The sequence below is a fragment of the Streptomyces sp. NPDC048643 genome (assembly GCF_040650615.1).
GTDB lineage: Bacteria > Actinomycetota > Actinomycetes > Streptomycetales > Streptomycetaceae > Streptomyces.
On record NZ_JBEZHO010000016.1, the window covers coordinates 127,030 to 146,204 of the forward strand.

15 protein-coding genes are annotated in these 19,175 nt (G+C 71.3%); 6 read left to right on the forward strand and 9 right to left on the reverse strand.

From position 1 onward, the window contains the following. The first annotated feature begins 160 nt into the window (after positions 1 to 160). Entirely contained in the window at positions 161 to 748 is a 588-nt protein-coding gene (locus tag AB0C62_RS18545; RefSeq protein ID WP_362974382.1) for a TetR/AcrR family transcriptional regulator, read from the forward strand. A gap of 131 nt (positions 749 to 879) precedes the next feature. Here AB0C62_RS18545 and AB0C62_RS18550 read toward each other — a convergent pair whose 3' ends face one another. The 3 genes from AB0C62_RS18550 to AB0C62_RS18560 form a co-directional block, all read right to left on the reverse strand. After that, entirely contained in the window at positions 880 to 1,776 is an 897-nt protein-coding gene (locus tag AB0C62_RS18550; RefSeq protein WP_362974384.1) for a hypothetical protein, read from the reverse strand. A gap of 280 nt (positions 1,777 to 2,056) precedes the next feature. Then, positions 2,057 to 2,803, reverse strand: a complete 747-nt coding sequence (locus AB0C62_RS18555; protein WP_362974386.1) for a phosphotransferase — start codon at positions 2,801 to 2,803, stop codon at positions 2,057 to 2,059. A gap of 86 nt (positions 2,804 to 2,889) precedes the next feature. Continuing rightward, a complete protein-coding gene (locus tag AB0C62_RS18560) occupies positions 2,890 to 3,669 on the reverse strand; it encodes a crotonase/enoyl-CoA hydratase family protein (protein WP_362974388.1) in 780 nt (259 codons plus the stop codon). 103 nt (positions 3,670 to 3,772) lie between these two features. On the opposite strand from AB0C62_RS18560, the gene AB0C62_RS18565 reads away from it, so the two are divergent. Together AB0C62_RS18565 and AB0C62_RS18570 are read left to right on the forward strand one after the other, a co-directional pair. Further along, positions 3,773 to 5,107: a PLP-dependent aminotransferase family protein gene (locus AB0C62_RS18565; RefSeq protein ID WP_362974390.1), complete on the forward strand. Its 1,335-nt coding sequence runs from the start codon at positions 3,773 to 3,775 to the stop codon at positions 5,105 to 5,107. A 72-nt stretch (positions 5,108 to 5,179) separates the two neighbouring features. Continuing rightward, complete coding sequence (locus AB0C62_RS18570) at positions 5,180 to 5,713, forward strand: 2'-5' RNA ligase family protein (RefSeq protein ID WP_362974392.1); 534 nt, start codon at positions 5,180 to 5,182, stop codon at positions 5,711 to 5,713. A 192-nt stretch (positions 5,714 to 5,905) separates the two neighbouring features. Here the strand turns inward: AB0C62_RS18570 and AB0C62_RS18575 are convergent, their stop codons facing one another. After that, a complete protein-coding gene (locus AB0C62_RS18575) occupies positions 5,906 to 8,119 on the reverse strand; it encodes a LamG domain-containing protein (RefSeq protein ID WP_362974394.1) in 2,214 nt (737 codons plus the stop codon). A 564-nt stretch (positions 8,120 to 8,683) separates the two neighbouring features. Here AB0C62_RS18575 and AB0C62_RS18580 point away from each other — a divergent pair. Further along, complete coding sequence (locus AB0C62_RS18580; RefSeq protein ID WP_362974396.1) at positions 8,684 to 9,538, forward strand: MarR family transcriptional regulator; 855 nt, start codon at positions 8,684 to 8,686, stop codon at positions 9,536 to 9,538. A gap of 213 nt (positions 9,539 to 9,751) precedes the next feature. Here AB0C62_RS18580 and AB0C62_RS18585 read toward each other — a convergent pair whose 3' ends face one another. The 3 genes from AB0C62_RS18585 to AB0C62_RS18595 all read right to left on the reverse strand — a co-directional run bounded on the left by AB0C62_RS18585 (position 9,752) and on the right by AB0C62_RS18595 (position 14,762). Further along, positions 9,752 to 10,090: a thioredoxin domain-containing protein gene (locus tag AB0C62_RS18585; protein WP_362974398.1), complete on the reverse strand. Its 339-nt coding sequence runs from the start codon at positions 10,088 to 10,090 to the stop codon at positions 9,752 to 9,754. A 270-nt stretch (positions 10,091 to 10,360) separates the two neighbouring features. Beyond that, positions 10,361 to 11,026: a nitroreductase family protein gene (locus AB0C62_RS18590; RefSeq protein ID WP_362974400.1), complete on the reverse strand. Its 666-nt coding sequence runs from the start codon at positions 11,024 to 11,026 to the stop codon at positions 10,361 to 10,363. A 22-nt stretch (positions 11,027 to 11,048) separates the two neighbouring features. Beyond that, the gene (locus AB0C62_RS18595) at positions 11,049 to 14,762 is read right to left on the reverse strand and encodes a CHAT domain-containing protein (RefSeq protein ID WP_362974402.1); all 3,714 of its coding nucleotides are present in this window, start codon (positions 14,760 to 14,762) and stop codon (positions 11,049 to 11,051) included. A 43-nt stretch (positions 14,763 to 14,805) separates the two neighbouring features. On the opposite strand from AB0C62_RS18595, the gene AB0C62_RS18600 reads away from it, so the two are divergent. Together AB0C62_RS18600 and AB0C62_RS18605 are read left to right on the forward strand one after the other, a co-directional pair. After that, entirely contained in the window at positions 14,806 to 15,150 is a 345-nt protein-coding gene (locus AB0C62_RS18600; protein ID WP_362974404.1) for a hypothetical protein, read from the forward strand. 5 nt (positions 15,151 to 15,155) lie between these two features. After that, entirely contained in the window at positions 15,156 to 16,067 is a 912-nt protein-coding gene (locus AB0C62_RS18605) for a hypothetical protein (protein WP_362974406.1), read from the forward strand. 108 nt (positions 16,068 to 16,175) lie between these two features. On the opposite strand, the gene AB0C62_RS18610 is transcribed toward AB0C62_RS18605, so the two are convergent. Both AB0C62_RS18610 and AB0C62_RS18615 read right to left on the reverse strand, forming a co-directional pair. Further along, positions 16,176 to 16,904: a PspA/IM30 family protein gene (locus AB0C62_RS18610; RefSeq protein ID WP_362974408.1), complete on the reverse strand. Its 729-nt coding sequence runs from the start codon at positions 16,902 to 16,904 to the stop codon at positions 16,176 to 16,178. 98 nt (positions 16,905 to 17,002) lie between these two features. Next, positions 17,003 to 19,042, reverse strand: a complete 2,040-nt coding sequence (locus AB0C62_RS18615) for a TPM domain-containing protein (protein ID WP_362974454.1) — start codon at positions 19,040 to 19,042, stop codon at positions 17,003 to 17,005. Between the last annotated feature and the right edge of the window lie 133 nt (positions 19,043 to 19,175).

Consider the following 19,175-nt stretch of genomic DNA (forward strand, 5'->3'; position numbering starts at 1 on the left):
CTGCCTTCTTTCGCGTCTTGGGGTGCGAGGAGAAGCGGCGCTGGTCGGACGAGTGGGACGAGCGTAGAAGTGGACAGCTGTCCGCTGAGCATCTCCCGAACGTAGTGGACTACTGTCCGCTCATCAAGGAGGTATCCGCGCCACGACCGTTGGAGGACGCGTGAGCAACCCGCCGAAGCGCACGCCGCTGCGTTCCGACGCGCAGCGCAATCGCGAGCGAATTCTCGAGGTTGCCCTCGCAGAACTGACCCGATCGGCCGAAACGCCTCTCAGCCTCATCGCAAAGAAGGCCTGCGTCGGGCAGGGCACGTTCTATCGAAATTTTCCGAGCCGCGAGGCGTTGGTCCTGGAGGTGTACCGCTACGAGGTGCAGCAGGTCTGCGACGCCGCGGCTCAACTCCTGGAGACCGGCCCGCCCGAGGTGGCACTGCGCGAGTGGATGGACCGGCTCGCTCAATACGCGATGGCCAAGGCGGGCCTCGCGGGCGCGTTGCGCGAGGCGACGGCCGCGGGCACGTTGAAGAACCTGGCCCACGGCCCCCTCACCGAGGCCGTCGGCCGGCTGCTGGCCGCCTGCGAGGAGGCGGGCACGATCCGCCCCGGCGTCACGACGGACGACTTCATGCTCGCGATCGCGGGCCTCTGGCTCATCGACCCGCACACGGACTGGCAGCCGAGGGCGTCCCGGCTCTTGGACCTGGTGATGGCCGGATTGCGCTCAGGCGCACCCCGTCAGGGGAGTGAATAGAGCGAGGCTCTCGGGCCATCGTCGTCGGCAACCGTCCGCGGGAGTCGGCGGCTCCGGGAGTTGCCGGCAGCTCATGTCGGCGAGCGGGGGCGCGCCACCGGCAGGGTGTTCGTGCATCTCGTCGTGACCGCTTATTGTGCGCGCTCGTATGTCATCAGTTGCTTGCGCGGACTGGTGGTGAAGTCGATGAGCGTGAGTGAACCGCCGTCCCGTTCGAGTTCGTACTCCGTCTCGAAGGGCTTCGGCGGACAGAAGCGCTCCTTGCCGCCGCGCGTGACGCGGGGCTCGCCACGCATCTCCACGGACGTACTGCCCACCTGGTAGACGGGAACCTCGACCGTGCAGGGTGCGCCGCTCAGCGTGCTGATGGTGAGGAGCGGTTGACCTTCCGCGGCCTGGGTGAAAACGAGCTGATGTGAGCCGTCCTCGGCCTTCCACGTGCCGATGAAGTCCGCCCGGATCGGTTTGTACTGTGTGTGTGGTGAGCCGAACCCCTTGCCGCTCGTCCACGTCAGGGTGCTCGATCCCGAGGACCAACGCTCCTCGAAGTCGACTCTTCCGTCCCCGAAGCGGACCTTCTCCCAACCATCACTGCCCTTGGTGCCTTTGGCGGCCCAGTCGGTGAGGTCGTCACCGCTACCGACCACCGCGACGTTCTCCATCGGCGGGTCGCCGTCGCGGCAGTACGTGGCGAAGTCCGCTATGACAGCGACCAGTTCGCCCTGCCCGCGCATCGTGATCCCTTGGCAGGGTGCCGTCTTGGTGCGGTGCACGAAGCGCTCCGCGGACCAGTCTCCGTCCTTGCGGTGGCGCTCGGTGAGCCCGCGACCGTGACGGTAGCGCAGCTCGACGCGCATGCCGTCGGCTCGCTCGAAGAGGGTGTAGTCGTCGTTCTTCTTCAGGACCCGCCCGGATCTGTCGTCACGGGGGGACCGCGTGTCCCCGCAACCGGCGAGAACACCGCCCGCGAGAAGTGAGGCGACCGCGCACGTCACAAGCCGCGTCGCTGCTGTCCTCATGCGCTTCATACCCGCACCTCAGCCCTTCCCCTGGTGATCAGCGACACGTGGCACCCCTCGATGAGTAGACCTTCGCCCAGGGAAAGGGCAGGACAGCAGCCTGTCAGACTCCGATGCGCGGGAGTCCCCCGGCCCACGATCCTCTGTCGTGCCGACCTCGGCAGTCACCACGAGATCCAGCGTGACAAGGCCCACCGCTTTCAGGCCACCCCGCATTTTGGCACGCGCGGAGTTGGGCGCGGCGCCGGCCGGGCGAGAACGCACCCACCGTAGTCGGGCCCGCGCAGCCTCACATCCGGGATCTCAGCACGTCGACCTCACAGCCCGGCGCGAACGGGTCGAAACCGTGCTCGACCAGCCAGCGCACCACCAGCAGGCTTCGCAACGACCACCACGCGTGGATCACGTCGAGGTCGACGCCGGTGCCGTAGCCGGCGATGACGTCGTCGAGGTGCTCCTCGTGTCCGAGCGTGAAGGTGGCGAGGTCGTACAGGGCGTCACCCCGGCCCGCCTCGGACCAGTCGATGATGCCGGTGACCTCGTCGCCCTCGACGAAGACGTGCGCGATCTGCAGATCGCCGTGCGTGAACGCGGGCGTCCACGGCCGGAGCGCGGCATCGGCCACCTGGCGGTTGCGGCTGACCAGATCGGCGGGCAGGACGCCGTTCGTCACGAGTAACTCGCACTCGGCGTCGAGTTCCGCCGCCAGCGCGACGGCGCCGCGGCCGGCCTGGCCCGGCCAGGTGGGCAACGGCGCGTCATGCAGCCTTCGGATGGCGGCGCCCGCCGCCGCCCACGCCGCCGGCGACCCGGTCGACGGCCCGCCGAGGCGCCCGAGCGTCGTCCCCGGGAGCGCAGCCGTCGCGAGCACGTGCGGCTTGCGCCACAGGACCTCCGGGGTCGGGACCGGCGCCAAGGCCATCGCCTCGGCCTCGACGTCGATGCGCGCCTGATCGGCGTCCACCTTCAGGAACACGGCGCCGACGCGCAGGGTCGCCCGCTCGGAATGGGCGACGACGACTTCGACCTCATCCATGGACGACCAGTATCCAGGGGACGACCGCCGGCGTCGCCGGGTTTGTCGGGTGCGACGACGCGGCTGACGCGTCGAGTAGTAGGAGTTCACCGGTCGGAGACGGCTGTCCGGTCGACGAAGCGCTGCAGCCCGGTCCGTACGCCTTCGGTGGGCACGGTCGTGGCGAAGCAGGCCGCCTCCATCGCGAGTCCTTCGTCCACGGGCAGGTTGATGCCGCGGGTGACCGCGCGCAGGCAGGCCGCCACGGCCGTCGGCGCGTGCCGGATGATCCGTTCGGCCAGGTCCCGTGCGGCGGCGAGGAGTTCGTCAGTCGGCACGACGGCATTGACGAGGCCGATCTCCGCGGCCCGCGCGGCCGTGATCGGGTCCCCGGTCAGAATCATTTCAAGGCCGCGCTTGCGGCCCACGTGCCGCGGCAGCCGCTGGGAGCCGCCGAAGGGTGGCGGGAAGCCGAGGGAGATCTCCGGCTTGGCGAACGCGGCGTGCTCGGCGGCGATCGCCAAAGGAGCGGCCTCCGTGATCTCGCAACCACCGCCATACGCAAGACCGTTGACGGCGACGATCACAGGCTTGGGAAATTCCTCAATGCGTCGGGTCAGTCCTTGTCCCCGGCGGACGATCTCACGGAGGGCGCGTTCGGTGCCGCCTGCGATGCTCTCCGCCAGAGAGGGAATGTCGGCTCCCGCACTGAACGCCCTGTGCCCGGCGCCGGTCAGGACGACCGCCCGGACGGAGTCGTCGGATTCGATGCGGTCGAGAACCGCGAGCAGTGTGTCGATCGTCGGGTAGTCGAGGGCGTTGAGCTTGCGTTCTCTGTCGATGGTGACGGTGACGACGTGCTCGTCCCGGTCGATGTGGACGGTCATGCCACGTGCTCCGCTCCCTCTGGGCTTGGACGCACCGAGGCTAGGAGCCATAACCTATGGCGATCCAACAATTGTCCTGGATACAGACGGACGCGGGTACCGTATGCGGCCATCGTCCTACAAGGCCATCGTCGACGAGTTCGCCGCGTCGATCAGATCCGGCACGCTCTCGGCGGGCACCCGGCTCCCGACGCACCGCGCTCTCACCCGCGAACGGGGGATCGCGCTGGCCACCGCCACCCGTGTCTACGCCGAACTCGCGGCCATGGGACTGGTGGTGGGGGAACCCGGGCGCGGAACCTTCGTTCGGGTGCAGTCGGGCTACGACGGCCTTGAGCCGTCGCGCGTCCTGCGGGTACCGAGGGTCGCCGACCTGTCGTTCAACCAGCCACTGGGCGAGGGGCAGGCCGACCGACTGCGCCAGGCGCTGCGTGCGCTCTCCGTCTCGGGCGAGGTCGAGGCGCTGCTGCGCCAGGACCCGCCGGGCGGCCGCCTGAACGAGCGAGCGGTCGTGGCCACCTACCTGCTGGAGCGCGGGATCGACACGGCGCCGGCGCACGTCGTCATCACCAGTGGCACCCAGCAGGCCCTCGACTCCGTGCTGCGCTCCCTGACCAGGCCCGGCGACGTCATCGCGGTCGACGCACTGAGCTACCCCGGCATCAAACTGCTCGCCTCCGCCCACGGACTCGACTTGGCTCCGATCCCCGTCACGGAGACAGGGCCCGACCTCGCCGCGCTCGACCGTCTGTGCCGTGCGCGCCCGGTCCGCGCGATCTATGCGATCCCCACCCTGCACAATCCGCTCGGCTGGGTGCTCGGCCAGGAGCAGCGCGACCGCCTTGTCGCCATCGCACGCTCCCACGACTGCCTGATCGTCGAGGACGGCACCTACGCGTTTCTCGACGCGTCGGCGCCTCCTCCGTTGCAGACCCTCGCTCCCGAACGAACCTGCTACGTCGCGGGTCTGTCCAAGAACGCCGCTCCCGGCCTGCGGTTCGGATTCGCCGTACTGCCCGGCCCTCACGTGGAGAGCGTCACCCGGAGCCTTCGCCTGGCGGCCTGGGGCGCTCCTGGGCTCATCACAGCCGTCGCCACCGGCTGGTTGGCCGACGGCACGGTCGCCCGCTGGGAGCAGGACCGCCGGGACGACGCGGCGGCCCGGCAGGACATCGCCCGCGCCGCACTCGCCGGAATGCACTACACCGCGCATCCGGTCTCGTACATGATCTGGTTGGGCCTGGAACCCCACCAACGTCCGGACCACGTCGCGACTCTTCTCGCGGAGACCGGCATCCTCGTCTCCACGGCGGACGCCTTCGCCACCGGCCGCCACCGCCCCCGAGCACTCCGGCTGGCGCTCGCTACGCCTCCTCTGGACGAACTCCGGGCTGTGGTGCTGCGTCTGAGGGATGTGATCGATGCGATCCCACCATGACGACCGGGCGGCACGACGGCCCGCACGAGCTCCAGGCGCTGTCGTGGATCAGAGAGCCGATAGGCTGCGACGGTGCGCACGGTCGAGCTTTTGCTGGATGAGGCGGCGGACCTGTCCGTCCGGGAGGCCTGGCGGCGGCTGGCGGACGCGGGACTGCCCAGTCAGGCGCTCCACCGCTCACCGACCAACAGCCCGCACCTCACGTTGGCCGCCTGCGGGGAGTTGACCGCTCCCATTCGCTGGGAACTCGCCGAGGTGGCCGCCGCTCTGCCACTTCCGGTGCGCTTCACGGGCGTGGTCCGCTTCGAACGGCCCACCTCCGTCCTGGCCTGGGCGTTGGACCTCGACCCCGCACTCGCCGGTCTGCACCGCCGGGTGTGGGAGGCGGTCGCCTCGGACAGTTCGCCCGCCACTCTCAACCCCTTCCACGAGCCGGGACGCTGGAGCCCGCATGTCACCCTCGGCCGGACACGGCGGGCCGGCGCCTTCGCCGGCCGACGGGTCCCCGAGCTGCTGCCGACGCCACCGCTGGCGGTCCGGCTCACCACCTTGCGCAGCTACGACACCGAAACCGGCGCCTTGGAGATTCTCGAGCCACGTGCCTGACGCGAGTCGGCGACCACGACCGGCCGGCGCAGCGCGATGTGGCACCTGTGCCCCGTGACGGGAACTCCTCCGACAGCCCCGTTGCGGGCTGCCTCCCGGAAGCTGCGGGGCCACCTGTCGCGCCGCCGCCTCGTGCGTCGAACGCGGCTGGGCCCGCCCGGTGAACCACCGGGCGGGCCCTGTTGGCGCCGTTCAGCGCAGGTTGTAGTGGCTCGCGGCCTTCGCGGCCGTGAGTGCGGTCGGATAGACGGCGGTCTCGTCGAGCTGCCCGTTGAACCAGTAGGACGTGGGCGCGCCGGGCACGCCGCGCAGGTTGTCGTATCCGGCGTGCCAGTAGCCGGAGTAGGCGCGGTTGCCCGCGACGGTGTTGCTCGCCTGGAGCTTGCCGTCGATGTACAGCGCCATGCCGTTCGGGCTCTGCGTGGCGACCATGTGGTGCCAGGCGTTGTTGTTGAGCGCGCCGGTGCTGGTCAGGGTCTTCCAGCCGCCGGAGTTCACTCCGAACACGACCCGGCCGGCGTTGTTCATCCACACCTGCTTGTCGTACGCGACGCTCGCCTTGGCGGTGTTGTCGCCGAAACCGGTGAGCAGGCCACCGGTGGTGGTGGAGGACTTGAACCAGGTCTCCATGCTGTACGCGGAAGGCTGCGCGAAGCGGCGGTCGCTGTAGACCCACTGGCTGCTGCCGTTGAGACCGAGCGCGGTGGAGCCGGGGACCGCGCCGGGGGACTGGCGCAGCGCGGGGCCGCCCACGTGGACGCCGTTGCTGTTGGCGGGGCTGGTGTCCGCGGCCAGTCCCGGATAGACGTCCGAGTAGCGCCAGTAGAGCTGGGCGCCGTCGCCGAGGACCGCCGAGGCGTAGGGGTCGGCCTTCGCCGCGCCGCTCGCCGACACCGAGGCCGAGAGGGCGCTGGTGTTGCCCGCCGCGTCGGTGGCGGTGACCCGGTAGCTGTGGCTCGCCCCCGCGGTGACGCTCTTGTCGGTCCAGGTCAGCTGCGGGCGTGACCAGAACGTGGAGTCGCCGGTGAGCGTGGCGACCGGGGTGGCACCGCCGTCCCGGTAGATCCGGTACGTCAGACGGGAGTCGTCGGCGTCGAAGGCGGAGCGGACGTGGACGGCGATCTCGGCGGGCTTCACGCTCTCCACCGTGGCGACCGGAGTGGAGGGGGCGCCCTTGTCACCGGTCGAGGCGAAGCGGGTCAGGCCCTGCGCCGGCGCGTCGTTGACGGTGGTGAACTCGCCGCCGGACCACAGGTAGTCGGTACTCCCCGAGCTCGCGACGGTGAGCGCGCGGGGACCGATCTGCTCGCCGAGACCGTCGTTGGTCTGCGGGAACCAGCCGTAGTGGCTGGTTCCGCCGGTCGACTGGGCGAGAAAGTGATGGCGCGCCCCGTCGGGGAACTCACCGACCTCGGAGCAGTCGTGGGCGTGCGAGGCGCTGTAGAGGACGCTGCGGTACGGCAGCACCGACTGGGTGGCGCCGTAGCAGGTGTCGCGCCAGCGCTGGGTGAACGTGGCCGGGTCGAGGCCGATCCGCCCGTCGAAGGCGTGGTGGCCGGTGCCCTCGTTGCCGGTGTAGACGCCGTCCTGGTCGGCCGCGAGCGACTTCACCACGGAGTTGTCGGCTATGAACCCCGGGTAGGGCGTGGTGACAGCGCCGCTGCCCGCGTCGACGACGGCGAGGGCGTGCGTGCTTGTCCCGTTGACGGTGAAGAAGTCGCCGCCCAGCACGACATGCTCGCCGTCGGGCGCGACCGTGATGGCGCGGCCGGGCGCGTCGGCGTTCACGGCGAACGGCAGGACGGCTCCTGTGGACGCGTCGACCGCGGCGAACCTGCCGCGGCTCTCGCCGTCCGCCTGCGTGAAGTCGCCGCCCGCGTAGACGGTGTCCGCGGTGACGGCGAGCGCCCGTACGGTGGCGTTCATCTGCGGATGGAACGAGGCTTTCGGCGTGCAGCTCGCGATGTCGATGGCGGCGAGGCTGCTGGCCGGTGTGCCGTTGACGGCACTGAAAGAGCCGCCCGCGTACAGCGTTTTGCCGTCCGGCGACACGGTGAGCGCGCGCACGGTCGCGGTGCCGCTGCCGATGGTGAACGACAGCTTGCAGTTCGTGGGATTGCCCGTCGCGGCGTTGAACGCGGCGAAATTGACCGCGTTCTGCACGGCACCCGAGCCGCCCTGCGGCGGACGGACCTGCGAGAACGTACCGCCGGCGAAGACGGTCGACCCGGAGTGCGCGAGCGCCCACACGATGCCGTTGGTCTGCCACGTGGGCAGAGCGTCGGCGGTGAAGCGCACCTGGGCGGAGGTCGCCGTCGCCCGATCGGCACCGGTCCACAGGCCGACGCCGGCCGCGACGAGCCCGCCGGCGACGGCGAGAGACGTTCCCATGACTGCCCTGCGCATGAACCCCCCAGAGTGATGCACGACGGTGCCGCGGCCCGGACCTGTGGTCGGCCGCGCCGTCGCGCTCGACGGGCCCGCGTGGAACACCTGTCCCACGAAAACGGACGCCGTTCGAATGCGCGACCATACCGCGCCGTCGCGCAACAGGTGTGCACTCCCGAACAATTCGCGTCAATGGGCCGACTCCGCCGCTTCACCGGGTGCTGATCCGATCACGGCGGTAGGGCCGTTGTTCGCGCAACTTTCGGGGTGGCATGCCACGTTGACTCCGCCGCGGGGCACCGCGACGACACCGAGCTCCTCCGGCCGCTCCTGGTGACGGGCCCCGGCCGACATCTCGGCCTTCGCCACCTCGTACCTCGCGTTCGTCGTGGCCGGGCTGAACCCGCCCGATCGGCCTGTACGCCCATGTCCTCCTCCTGCCCGAGGACCGATGAGTTTCTCGGCGAGCTCGGGTCATCATCAGGACGGCACGAAAGATCCGTACGAGCTATGACGGGGTCGGCTCGCCGGAGCCGGCCCGGCAGTCCAGGTCGGCGCGACAGACCTCATGGAGGATGCGAAATGTCAGACAGCGAACCGAGCGTTCCGGAGACCGGCACCGCCCGTCGTATGTTCGAGCTCCTGGAGCCGATCTGCCTGGTGACCTTCTTCGCGGACGAGTGCAACGAGGAACTGGCCGCCCTCGGCCATCGCACCTACTGGGACGGCTACTTCGCCAGCCGCGCCGCGCCGCTGGGGCGGGTGCCCGCGCAGGTCGTGCACGCGGCCTTCTACAACTTCGCCGACGGGGAGGCCGCGCGGCACATCCCGAGCGCGTGGGAGACGGTCCCGCCCGAGGCGTCCGTCGCCGCGCGTGAACGGGGGAGCGCGGCCTCGCTCAGACGGATTCTCGGCGACGAGCTGGCCGCCTCGCCGGGCCTGGTGCGCGCCGCCGATCTGGCCACCGAGGCCGCGATGAACGCGCCCACGGAAGGACGGGTGATGTTCGCCGGGATGCGCACCCTCGCGGTGCCGAGCGATCCGGTCGCCCGGCTGTGGCACTCCGCGACCATGCTGCGCGAGCACCGCGGTGACGGGCACATCGCCGCTCTCGTCGGCGAGCGCATCGGAGGTACGGAGGCCCACGTGCTCAGCGCGCTGGCGAGCGGCATTCACCCGCCGGAGTCGTTCGGACGTATCCACCACCTGCCGAAGAAGCGGCTGGCCGCGGTCATGGACGGCTTGCGTGAGCGCGGGCTCGTCGACGCCGACGGCCGGTTCACCGACGCCGGCCGTGAGACCAAACAACGCATCGAAGCCCTGACCGACGAGCTCGCCGCCCCGCCGTTCGAGACCCTGTCTCGCGCCGAGCTCGACGAGCTGGTCGCCGTACTCGAACCCATCACCGCGACGCTCGTGGCCGCGGGGTCGAAGTGATGAGGCGCGACGGTGCCTCTAGTTCTCAGCCCGGTGTACGGCACCGGATCCGTCGGCACCTTCCGGTGAGCTTCATCCGCTCCCGATGACGAGGCAACGGCGGTGCGTTGCTCACCGGTGCGTCAGGCCGAGGCAGGCGGCCGATCTGGCGTCCGATGTCTTCGTCCGCGCGGGTGTCCTCCGGCCGTCTCACGGGCGCTCGGGAGCGGCTCGTCAGAGGTGGTCGTCCAGGAACTCCCGTACCTGGACGCTGGTCAGAGGCCCCGTGCTGTGCGCCACCGCCTCACCCTCCTTCAGCAGGACGTAGGACGGGGCTCCGGTGATCCCGTATCGCTCGGTCGCGGCCGGGCAGCGCGTGATGTCGGCGCGGACAGCCGTCAGGCGGCCCGTGTACTCGTCGGCGATGCCACCGATGACGAGGTCCATCGCGCGGCAGGGTTCGACTGCCTTGGGCCAGGTCCCGATGAAGTAGGCGAGGACCGGGGCGCCGCTCATCCTCAGGATGAAATCGAACTCCGAGTCCTCACGCGGTTGGTGCACCCGCTTCGCCATGGAAGCTCCTGACCTTGCGTTCCGTCATTGCAGGCCCATCATCCCCCGCCCGGTGCGGCAGGACCGCCCGGGCGGTCTCCGGCCCACCTGTCGGAAGGGACGGACGGGTTCCGGCATCGCCCTCGGCACCTCCCGAACGGGCGGCCGCACCGCGAGGGAAGGTCGCTCGGCCTGGTGGGACAGGAGGCGGGCACGCGCCGTTCGGTGGTGGAGCGCACCGCCGAGCCACCCCTTCGACCACGCGAGCACGGCCCCCGGGCGCCGGAACGGTCACAGTCCGACGAAGCTCACCGTCTCTGCCAGCTCCGCCCGACCCGTTCGCAACCGGGGCACACCTTCTTCCTCGAATCCCACCGAGACCCCGCAGAAGAGTACGAGCCCGTCATCGGCTCCGACGATCTGGCTGACGGTCTCACGATACGTCGTCCACATCACCTGGGGGCAGCTGTGCAGCCCTTCCGCTCTCAGCAGCAGCATGACCGTCTGCAAGTACATCCCCGCGTCCCCCCACTGCCCGGGCCCCATCGTCCGGTCCAGGTAGCAGAACAGCACGACCTGCGCACCGAATGCCTCCGCGTTCAACGCGGCGATCCTCATGGGCCTGTCGGGATCGTCTCGCTCGATCCCCAGCGCCGTGTAGCGCTGGGCAGCGGCCGCGCTGAAACGGTCCGCGTACGGCGAGGTCAGTTCGGCCGGGTACATCGGATACTCCCGCTCATCGCCCGGGTCCGCCGCCAGCGCCCTGCCCGTCGCGCGTCTCTTCAGCTCGACCAACGGCTCGCCGGCCACGACGAACACGTGCCACGGCTGGAGGTTCCCACTCGACGGAGCCCGCGTCGCCGCGGCCAGCACTCGTTCGAGAACGTCCTTGGGCACCGGCTCATCACTGAACGCCCGCACGGCCCGGCGACTGTCCACGGCCTCATAGACATCCACGTCTGCTCGTCTCCTCACCGGGTCATGGCCCGCTGTGGATCAGTGACGCCCACAGGTGTGGTCGGGAGGGGTGCTCGGCGCGCAGATGCTGGATCACGCGGTGGAGCGTCATCGCCGCGGCTTCGGCCGACGGCGTGTCCGGCATCAGCCGGTAGAAGTGGTCGGCCGAGTCGGCCGCGACGTGGTCGTCCAGCGGCCAGAGACTCGCGACGACGTGCCTGAACCCGGCCAGTTGGAACGCGGAGGCGAGGTGGATGGACTCGTCGGCGTGTCTCCAGCCGGCATGTCCTGTGGAGCACGCGGACAGGTATGCCAGTTCGGCCTCGTGGAGGTCGAGGCGGCCGATCTCCGCGATGGACAGCACGCCGTCGTGGAGGTGGAGCCCGCCCTCGGACGGCGTGTCGGGGTCGGTGCCCGCGTGGCATGCGAAGTGGGCCCAGCTCGCTCGAGGGAGAGCGCCGGTCACACGGACGGCGGTGGCCTGGTTGTTGGTCAGCAGTGGCATGTCGGGATGGGCGGCGTGCAGGCTTGCCGCCTCGGAGGCGGTGGCCGGCAGGTCCGGCAGACCCGGGGTCCTGTCGAGGGCGACGGTGAGCCGGCGCAGGGACGTCGCGGCCGGGCGCCCGTGTGCGCGGGCCAGCGTGCGCAGGGTGGGCGTGTACGACGAGATCACCCGGTCGAGCGCACCAGGGCCACCGGGGTGTCCGGCCGCGTGCAGCGGCAGCAGTCCGAGCGGCCCGGTCGGCATCCACCACACGTGGGGCAGCACTCCCTCGTCCGGGCGGAGCCGGTTCTCGAGCGCGTCGAGGACCGGCTCGACCGTCGTGTCCCACAGCCAGCCGAGCAGCTCCGTCAGCACCCGTTGCCGGCGCAGCTCGCCGGTGAACGAGCCGGCGTCGTGGGTCGCTTCCGTCAGTTCGGCGGCCCGCGCCTCGACGTCGGCCAGCCGCAGTTCGGGCAGCGGCACCGCGAGCGGGGGCCCGTCGGCGGTGACGACGATGGCGTCGCTCCGCTGCCGGCCGGCGTTGAGCAGCACGACCGCACCGCCTGGGGCGGTCGGCCGTAGCTCGGTCCACGTCGGCGGGAGCAGGAACCGGTCCAGGCCCGGCAGTCGGCGGATCTCCGCCAACACGGCGTCGTGCTCGGCCCACAGCCTTTTGCGCCGGTCGACGAGGTCGAGGTCCTGGCTGTCGGGCGTGGCCATGGCCGGGGGATCAGGGGCGTTGAGGGCGTCACGCACGCGGCTCAGACGGCGGGCCAGAACCGGGTGCTCGGGTTCGAGGTCGGCGAGGGGCGTCCGCAGCGCGAGCCGGGAGGCCAGCAGGACGGCCCGGCCCAGCTCCGCGGCCTGGAGCGCGCCGCCCGGATCGTCGAGGGCACAGTGCACGGCGATCGTCTCGCCGACCAGTCCGCGGTTCACACCGAGGCGGTGTTCGTGGTCCGCCGACGAGGTCTCCCGTGCCGCGACCAACGGCAGCAGTTCCACCGCGGTGTCGAACAGCAGCCGGGCGGTGTGCGGTTCGTCCAGTACGTAGGCGAGCCGGCCGACTGCCCAGCAGGCACGGAGCCGGTCGAACGGGGGCGATGTCGTGGCCGCGAGCGCGTCGCCGGCCAGCCGGGCGATCAACGACCTGTCCAAGGCGCTGCCGGTGTCCCACCTCCTCGTGTGACAGATCCCGAGGAAGTAGACGCGTGAGGCTCGGCGGGGATGGTCGGCGGGGGTGGCGGCGACGCTCCCTTCCGCGGCGTCGACGGCGCGGTCGAGGTCGGACGGATCGCCGGTTCGCAGGAACCGCAGCCGATGGGTGTTGCCGAGGTTGAAGAGATGCTGTGCCCGGTCCGGATGGTCGGCGGGGACCGCGTCGGCCGCCTCCCGGGCCAGGTCGAGCGCGCGGTCCAAGTCGGCCGCGTCGCCCGAGTGTTCGTACCGTGCCTGATAGGACCGTCCGAGGTTGTACAGGCGCAGCAGTCGGTCGGGATGGTCGGTGGGGGTGGCCGCGAGTGCCAGGAGGGCGAGGTCGACGGCGTTGTCGAAGTCGGCGCCGCCGCTTCGGCGGGACCGCGCCTGGTAGGCGGTCGCCAGGTTGGACAGGTGAGTCGCCCGGCTCGGGTGGTTGTCGGGCGTGGCGGCCACGGCCTGTTCGTGGTGAGTGACGGCACGGCCCAGGTCGTGAAGGCTGCCGCTGTGCTCGAACCGTTGCTTGAGGGCGTTGCCGAGGTTGCTCAGGCGCATCGCACGGTCCGGGTGGTCGTCCGGTGTGGCGGCCACCGAGCGTCTCCCGCTGTCGATGGCCGCGTCCAGGTCGGACATCTCCCCGGTGCGGGTGAACCGCGACCAGCGGGCGACGCTGAGGTTGGACAGGTGCATCGCCCGGTTCGGGTGGTTGTCGGGGGTGGTGGCAACGGCCTGGTCGTGGTGCGCGATGGCACGGTCCAGATCGCCCACGTATCCCAGCTGTTCGAATCGTCTCCGCAGGGCCGCGGCCAGGTTGGACCGGACCATCGCCTGCAAGGGGTGATCACTGGGTGTGGCGGCGACCGCGCGTTCCAGGCTCTCGACGGCTCGGTGCATGTCGGCGGGGTCTCCCTTCCGGCCGTGCCGCGCGTCGTACGCAGTGCCCAGGTTGGACAGTCGGTGGGCGAGATCCGGGTGGCCGTCGGGCGTTGCGGCCACGGACTCCTCGTGATGTGCGACCGCACGGTCCAGATCGCCCACGGCCCCCAGCCGGTCGAACCGTGCCCGGTACGCGATGCCGAGGTTGGACAGGAAGGTCGCGAACTGGCGGTGACCCCGGGGTGCCACGGCGACGGCACGGCCGAGGTGGCCGATGGCCCGGTCCAAGTCGGCCGTCGCTCCCAGCCGTTCGAACCGCGCGTGGTAGGCCATGGCGAGGTTGGACACGTAGGTGGCGCCGTCGGGAGCGTTGTCCGGTGCGGCGGCCACCGCGTCCTCGTGGTGGCCGATGGCACGGTCCAGGTCGGCCAGGCTCCCCGTCCGCTCGAAGCGGTCGTTGTAGGCGACGGCGAGGTTGGACAGGGCGGTCACGCGGTGCGGGTTGCCGGCGTCGGCCGCGGTCTGCTCTCCGAACCTGATGGCGCGGTCCAGGTCCGCCGGATCTCCCGCCCGTCCGAACCGTGCCCAGTAGGCGGTGCCGAGGTTGGTCAGGGTCGTCGGCCGGTGCGGGGAGTCGGCGGGGGTGAGGGCCATTGCCCGCTCGCCGGCGCCGATGGCACGGTCCAGGTCCGCGATGTGCCCGGTCCCCTCGAACCGCAGCAGGTAGCCCGTGGCGAGAGTGGACAGGTGGAAGGCGATGGTGAGATCGGGACCGTTCGCGGCAACGGCTCGTTCCCCGAATTCGATGACCCCGTCCAGGTCGCTCGTATGCCCGATCTGCTGGAAGCGCGTGAGATGGGTGGCGCTGAGGTTGCCCAGGATCAGCGCCGAGTTCGGGTCGCCGTCGCGGAGAGCGGCCACGGCCTGCTGCCCGATGCCGATCGACCGGGCGGCTTCGTCTTCCCGTCCTGTCAGCGCGTAGCGCGCCCGATGCGATTCGGCGAGGTTGTACAGGCGGGTGGCGCGGTGTGGATGATCGCGCGGTGTCAGGGCGAGGATGCCCTCGAACAACGAGACGCAGGTGCCCAGCAGGGCGGTGTCACCGGTCCGGGTGGCCTGGTTGAGCAGGTCGACCGCCTGCTGGTTCAGCAGCTCGGGATCGGGCCGGTGGTCGGAGCACATGACCCGTGAGACTATCGGCCAACTGACGGAAGGAGGAGCCCCGGTGGATGCCGAACGAACGGCCCTGACCACACTGTGCCAGGAGTTCGACGCACTGATCGGCGAGACCGGGCTCCACTCCGCGGAACGCCGGGAGTTGCTGGAACGCATCGTGGCCGAGGCGCGGGCCCGGCGCCCGTTGCTCACCCTGCTGGGCCAGTTGCTGCACACCGACCGTGAGGCAACCCTGCGCACGCTCGCGACGGGGATGCCGGGAGCCGGGCCGGGCATCGCCCGTCAGGAGACCTTCCGTTGCCCGGACGGCGCCTGCGACCGGACGGCGGTCCCGCCCCCGGCGGGCGCGATCCCACGGTGCGCTGTCATGGGTCGGCCCCTGGAACGGGGGTAGTCCAGGTGGGCGGTTTCTTCCAGCAGTTGGCCAAGACGCTCGCCGACCGGTGGATCAGCCTGCTCGTACTGCCCGGTGCCTTCTTCCTCGGCGCGGTGTGGGTGTCCGTCAGTCTCGGCCACGCCGACGGGTGGGACGTCGCGCTGTTGACCCGGCGCGCCGAGCGCACCGCCACCACGGTCGCGGACCTCCCGAGCGGCGCCCAGGCACTCCTCGTCGTTGCCGTACTGGCGGCCGCCGCCGGTGTGGGTTTCGTCGTGCAGTCGCTGGCCGGAGTCACCCGGCGCGTCTGGCTGGGGCAGTGGCCCCGGCCGTTCGTCGCCGTCGCCGCGGCACGGACGGTGCGTCGCCGTGCCCGCTGGCACCAACTCGTGGAGGAGCGCAGGGCGCTCGAAGCCGCCGGCCCGAGCACACGCAGCCGCGAACAGCAGGACCGGATCGACACCGTCGCCGAACGAGTCACTCGGCTGGCCATGGCTGAACCGGGCAGGCCGACCTGGATGGGCGACCGGATCCACGCCGTGGAGTCCATCGCGTACCACCGCTACGGACTCGACCTGACCTATGGCTGGTCACGGCTCTGGCTGACCCTTCCCGATCCCGCACGTAGCGAACTCACCGACGCGCACGCGGCGTTCGCCGCGGCAGTCGCCACTGGAACCTGGGCCCTGCCCTACCTCCTGCTCACCGTGGTGTGGTGGCCGGCCGTGCTGGTGGCGGCGGGCATCGGTCTGACCGGGTGGGCCCGCGCCCGCGCCGCCGTCGCCGATTTCACCACCCTGACCGAGGCCACCCTCGACCTGCACGGCCGTACGCTGGCGGTCGCCCTGGGGGTGGGCGACCCCGCGGAGGGGGCGGGCCCGCTCACGATCAGCGAGGGCGAGCACATCACGCACCTTGTGCGGAAGGGCCGCTAGCCACACCGTCCCCCGGGCCGCCAAATCCCCGAGCGGCCGTACGAGTGGCGCGTGATGGCGGATGTTCGCCTCCTACGTGACCGCGGTCCGGCCCCGTGCGGGGGTCGCTCAGGCGGCGTGGCCCTGCTTGAGCGCGGCCAGCCGGGCCTCGATCTCCGCGGTCTTGCCGAGGTCCTCCAGGGACTCGAACTGCGCGTCGAGGGAGGACGCCGCCAGTTCCTGCTTGCCCAGGGCCATGGCCTCCTCGCGCCGGACCTTCTCCTCGAAGCGGTTCAGGTCGCTCGTCGGGTCCATCACGTCGATGTTCTTCACCGCGTCCATCATCGTGTTCTGGGCCTGCGCGGTCTTGGCCCGGGCCACCAGCTCGTCCCGCTTGGCCTGGAGCTCCGTCAACTTGCCCTTCATCGCGTCCAGGCCCGACTTGAGCTTGTCGACGACCTCCGTCTGGGCGGCGATCGTCGGCTCCGCCGTCGTCGCCTCCTTCTCGGACTGCAACTGGCGGCCCAGAGCGACCTTCGCCAGGTTGTCGAACTTGTCGGCGCTGCCGGCATCCCCCGGCGTCCCCGACGTGCGCAGCTCGTCGGCCTTCCGGCTCGCCGCGAGAGCCTTTCCGCCCCACTCGGCGGCCGCCTCCACGTCCTCCTTGTGGTCCGCCTCCAGCATCCGCAGGTTCCCGATCGTGGCGGCGACCGCCTGCTCCGCCTCGGAGATGTTGTTCGTGTAGTCGCGGATCAGTTGGTCCAGCATCTTCTGCGGGTCCTCGGCCTGGTCCAGCAGCGCGTTGATGTTGGCCTTGGCCAGCTGGGTGACGCGGCCGACGATGGTCTGCTTGCTCATGGTGGTTCTCTCCCGGTGAGCCTGAGGGGTCGGGTGTGTCTGAGGGGGAATGTCCGGGTGCCGGTGGCCAGGCGTCCCGGCCGGAGTCTGCGCGCCGGTCAGAAGCGGCCCCCGCCGCCCATGCGGCCTCGGGTTCCGCCGCCACCGAAGGAGCCCGGGCCGGCGCCACCACCCCCGAATCCGCCGCCGAAACCCCCGCCCCGGCCACCGAATCCACCGCCACCCCGCAGGATCTCGCCGAGGATGATCCCGCCGAGTACCGCGCCGCCCTGGCCGCCGCCGGAGCGCCGGCCGCCGTACGGATTCTGGTAGCCCCGAACGTCCTGCTCGGCCAACTGCTGCGCCTGCCGCGCGAGGGAGTCCGCCTGTTGGGCCTCCGCCAGCGCGCCCGAAGGGTCCGTCGAGGTCAGGGACATCGCACGCTCCAGGTGTCGGCCCGCTTCGGCCAGTCGGGTGCGGGCCTGGCTGCCGACCGCGCCCCGGCTTGTGGTGACGTAGTCCGTGGCCGCGCCGATCGCGCTGCGGGCCGAGAGCATCGCCTGGTCGAGCAGGGCCACCGCGCGCTGGCGGCCCGACTCCCGCTCGCGCGCCCCGGCCATCGCCTCGTCGAGCGCGGCGTCGGCCTCCTCGACCCGACGCAGGCCGTCGATCGGGTCGTACCGGCCCTCCCCCTGCTCCCGGCGCACGTCGGCCAGGACGGCCTCCGCCCGGCCGATACGCCCGCGCAGATCCGCAGTCGATGTGCCCTCCGTGGTGCCGGTGAGCAGCCCACGGGCGTCCGCGAGGTCCGTCTCGGCCTCGTTGAGGGCGCCCGGCAGCTTCCCGGCCGCCTCCGCCAGCTCCTGGGCCCGCCGCTCCACCGCGTCGACCAGGGTCGCGGCCTGGCCGACGGCACTCTCGGCGGCCCGGACGTGCACGGCGGCCTTCCCGTTGTCGCCGCCGCCGACCGCGGCGCGCGCCGCGTCGAGGCTGGTCGCCGCGAACAGCAGCCGGTCCTCCGCCTGCTGTGCGTTGGAGGCCACCGGCGCCGACGCGGAGTCCGCGTACTGCACCGCCAAGGCGGTCAGCGTCGCCTCCGCCGCGGCGGTGCGACCGGACAGTGCCCGGAACTGCTCCTCCACGGTGGCCAGGGCCTGCGGCGCGTTCTTCTCCAGGTCCCGCAGCCGGTCGAAGGCCACCGACTCGGCGTCCAGTCGACGGCTCGCCTCCGTGCACCGGGCGACGATCTCGTCCAGCATCCGGCGCCGGGTGGCGTCGTCCTCCGGGTAGGCGTCGTCCAACTGCTGGCGCAGCCGGAAGGCATGCGTCAGCTCGCCCTTGGCGTACTCCACGGCCTCGGTGAAGGGGCCGACCGCCTCGTCGCCGAACTGCGCGGACGCGAAGCCCAGTTCCTCCGTGCTGGTGCGGACCGCGTCATCGGTCTCCACGAGCAGTCGTTTCGCCTGGGAGTCGAGCTCCGGCAGCGGAACCGGGGTCGTCCCGCCCCAGCCCTGGCCGGTGGTCGTGCCACGCCCGGCAGCGCTGCCGCGTTTGCGTCGGGAGTAGGCGTACGCGCCCAGCGCTCCGGCCGCGCCGACCGCGACCACCGGGAGGACGAAGTCACCCGCCCCGTTCCCGCCGTCCGCCGCGCCGCCCGGGTCCGCCGGGCCGGGGGTGATCGTGGGCACCGGGACGGGGCGGCCGCCGAGTACGGCGGAATACCCGTTGGCCGCGCCGATGGCGGCGCCCGCCCAGTCGTTCTGCTTCAGGGCGGGCTCGATGGCGGTCTGCGCGACGGTCGCGAGCTGCTGCTCGGTGAAACCGGACCGGGTGTCGGCCGAATAGGCGTACTGCCGGGCTCCGGTCGCCACGGCCAGCAGGACGTCGTTCTGGCCGAGGCCGTTCCTCTGCGCGGTCGCGTCGGCCCAGCTCTGGGCGGAGCGCCCGGAGAAGTCGCGCACGTACGCCACGAAGAGCTGGATCCTGTGCTCGGCGTAGAGCTTGTCGAGGGCGGCCGTGACCGAGCCCCCCCGGTCGCCCAGCGCGTCCACCCGGTCCGTGATCTGCCCCTGCTGCGAAAGAGTGACGGGGTCGTCCGCCCACGCCTGCGGCGCCCCGGCCACTCCCAAGCCACCGGCCGCCAGGATCGCAGCGGCGATGGCCAGACCGGCCCGCGGGCTCGCGCCCGCGGTGAGGCGTCTCTGCGTCCTGTTTCTCGGCGGAATCACAAGGGGGACGTTATGGCGGCTTTCCTGCCGTCGCATGCGGAGGCGGCGGACCGCATCCGACCAC